Source organism: Sphingomonas bacterium (assembly GCF_903644135.1).
GTDB lineage: Bacteria > Pseudomonadota > Alphaproteobacteria > Sphingomonadales > Sphingomonadaceae > Sphingomonas.
This window is the reverse complement of sequence record NZ_CAHJXA010000320.1, coordinates 1-3,242: the sequence shown is the minus strand read 5'-3', so window position 1 is coordinate 3,242 and position 3,242 is coordinate 1. Positions and strand designations below refer to the sequence as shown.

2 protein-coding genes and 1 pseudogene are annotated in these 3,242 nt (G+C 67.3%); 2 read left to right on the top strand and 1 reads right to left on the bottom strand.

Annotated features, from left to right (window positions below):
* Positions 1-232, bottom strand: a pseudogene (locus tag HUU96_RS13715) (hypothetical protein); the annotation flags it as partial.
* Positions 233-378: 146 nt separating this feature from the next.
* Here HUU96_RS13715 and dnaN point away from each other — a divergent pair.
* Both dnaN and HUU96_RS13705 read left to right on the top strand, forming a co-directional pair.
* Positions 379-1,494: a DNA polymerase III subunit beta gene (gene dnaN / locus HUU96_RS13710; protein ID WP_174293311.1), complete on the top strand. Its 1,116-nt coding sequence runs from the start codon at positions 379-381 to the stop codon at positions 1,492-1,494.
* 40 nt (positions 1,495-1,534) lie between these two features.
* Positions 1,535-3,242 (top strand): S9 family peptidase (locus tag HUU96_RS13705; protein ID WP_174293310.1); only part of this gene is annotated, 1,708 nt, incomplete at its 3' end.

Sequence of the window (3,242 nt, the reverse complement as noted above, 5' to 3'; positions counted from 1 at the left end):
CCGGCGCGGCGCGGTCGTGCGGGCGGCTCAGGCGGATGTGCAGCGACGTGCGCAGATGGCGGTCGGGCCAGGTTGCGATGCTGGCGAAGCCACCGCGTCCGCCGGCCACGACCGCGCGCGTGATCGCATAGCACCGCGCCGGCACCGCGTCGCGAAACGCGCCCCAACCCTGGTACACCCCGATCGGCTCGTGCGGGGCTGCCTCGGCGGTCAGCACGGCCAGCAGGATCAACGCGCCCCTCATCGCCGCCGCTTTCCCACCGCCGCACCAGGCTTGTCCACCGTCAATGCGGTGCGGCGCTTGCCGGGCGGCGCACTCCTTGGCTAGGGTCCTGGCGGGTTGACCTTCGCACGGAGTCGGAGGTGGGGGATCAGGTGATGAAGGCGACGATCGAACGCGCGACGCTCCTCAAGGGGCTGAGCCATGTCCAGTCGGTGGTGGAACGGCGCAACACCATCCCGATCCTGTCCAACGTGCTGATCGAGGCATCGTCGGACGGCGCGATCAAGCTGATGGCGACCGACCTCGACCTGCAGATCAACGAATCGATCGCCGCCGCGGTCGATCAGGCTGGCGCGACCACCGTATCGGCGCACACGCTGTTCGACATCGCCCGCAAGCTGCCCGAGGGCGCGCAGGTGCAGTTGAGCGCCGCCGAGGGACGGATGACGATCGTCGCGGGGCGCGCGCGCTTCAGCCTGGGGACGCTGCCGCGCGACGACTTCCCGGTGATCGCCGAGGGCGAGCTGCCGACCGCGTTCGAGCTGCCCGCCGAGACGCTGAAGCAGATCATCGACAAGACGCGCTTCGCGATCTCCACCGAGGAGACGCGCTATTACCTCAACGGCATCTTCCTGCATGTCGCCGACAACGATGGCCAGCCGACGCTGAAGGCCGCCGCCACCGACGGCCATCGCCTCGCCCGCGTGACGGTGCCGCGTCCCGACGGGGCCGACAAGATGCCTGACGTGATCGTGCCGAGGAAATGCATCGCCGAGTTGCGCAAGTTGCTCGACGAGGTCGATGGCTCGGTCGGCGTGTCGCTGTCGGCGACCAAGATCCGCTTCGACTTGGGCCAGGCGATCCTCACCTCGAAGCTGATCGACGGCACCTTCCCCGATTATTCCCGGGTCATCCCGACCGCCAACGACAAGATCCTCAAGCTCGACCCGAAGAGCTTCATGGAGGGGGTCGACCGCGTCTCGACCATCGCCACCGAGAAGACCCGCGCGGTCAAGATGGCGCTCGATCGCGATCGCATCACCCTCTCGGTGACCAGCCCGGAGAACGGCACTGCGGCGGAGGAGGTGCCGGGCGACTATAGCGCGGCGGGGTTCGAGATCGGTTTCAACAGCCGATATCTGATGGACATATTGGGGCAGATCGACGGCGACATGGTCGAGGTGCATCTCGCCGACGCCGCCGCACCGACATTGATCCGCGAGAACGACAAGGCGGCGGCGCTGTACGTGCTGATGCCGATGCGGGTCTGAGCCGCTTCGACAAGCGTGGTGGGTCGGCTAAGGCGAGCGCATGACCGACTTCACTCCACCCGTCGCCGACCGCCGCCCGCACAGCTTCACCGCTCACGGCGTCACTATCATCGACGATTACGCCTGGCTGAAGGACGCCGGCTATCCCGACGTCACCGACCCCGACATCCTCGCTTACCTTGACGCCGAGAACGCCTATTTCGAAGGAGTGATGGCTCCCCGTCGGCCGTTGATTGACCGGCTGTACGAGGAGATGAAGGGCCGCATCAAGGAGGACGAGGCGACCGTGCCGCAGAAGGACGGCGACTGGTTCTACTGGTCGGCGTTCGAGACCGGCGGCCAGTATCGCAAATGGTGGCGGAGGCCCGTCGCGGGCGGCGCCGACGAATTGCTGCTCGACGAGCCGGCGCTGGCGGAGGGGCGCGAGTATTTCCGCCTCGGCGCCTTCTCCGTCAGCAATAACGGCCGCCTGCTCGCCTATGCGATCGACGACAATGGCTCCGAGCGCTTCACCGTCCGCGTCAAGGACCTGACCACCGGCGAGCATCTGCCCGAGATCATCCCCGGCATGTTGTCCGACATCGTCTGGACCGCCGACGACAGCGCGTTTCTCTACGGAGTCGCCAACGACCAGTGGCGGACCGACAACGCCCGTCTCCACCGGCTGGGCAGCGCCGTCGCCGACGATATCGAGCTGTACCATGAGGACGACGAAGGCTTCCGCGTCTCGGTCGGCGAGACCAGCGCGCGCAACTGGATCGTCATCGCCACCGGCGATCATGTCACCAGCGAAGTGCGGCTGGTGCCGGCGAGCGACCCCACCGCTGCGCCGATCATGGTCCGCGCCCGCCAGACCGGGCTGGAATACGATGTCGACGAGCATGACGGCACGCTGTTCGTCCACACCAACGATACCGACACCCAATGGCGGCTGTGCATCGCGCCGATCGCCGCGCCAGGCGAATGGACCGAGCTGATCGCGCCCGACCCGCATTTCTACATGACCGGGGTCAGCTGCTTCCGCGATTTCTTCGTCGTCGAGGGACGCGAGGACGGTCTCGATCAGCTCGCCATCCACCGTTACGATGCGCCGACCGAGGGGAAGCGGGTCGAGTTTCCCGAGGCGAGCTACGACGCCGGGCTGGGCGACAACCCCGAATGGGCGATGGACGTGCTGCGGCTGTCCTATCAGTCGATGGTCACGCCTGGCACCGTCTACGACTATGATGTCGCTAGCGGTGCGTTGACCACGCGCAAGGTGCAGGAAATTCCGACGGGCTACGACGCCGGCCGCTACCGTACCGAGCGCCTGCACATCCCGGCGCGCGACGGTACCGCCATTCCGGTGTCGATCGTCTATCCCGCCGGCTTCGCGCGCGACGGGTCGGGGCCGCTCTATCTCTACGGCTACGGCGCGTATGGCATGGCGATTGCGCCGGGCTTCTCGACCGGGCGGCTGAGCCTGCTCGACCGCGGCTTCGCCTTCGCCATCGCGCATATCCGTGGCGGCGACGACCTCGGCCAGCAATGGTATCACGACGGCAAGCTCGACAAGCGGACCAACACCTTCACCGACTTCGTCGACGTCGCGAAGGGGCTGATCGACGCCGGCTGGACCGGCGCCGGCCGCATCGCCATCGCCGGCGGCTCGGCGGGCGGCGAGCTGATGGGGGCGGTGATCAATTCGGACCCGGAGCTATGGGGCGCGGTGGTCGCCGACGTCCCGTTCGTCGACGTGCTCAACACCA

Excerpts from the sequence above, each read along its gene's own strand:
- dnaN (WP_174293311.1), top strand. The coding sequence starts at position 379 with ATGAAGGCGACGATCGAACGCGCGACGCTCCTCAAGGGGCTGAGCCAT.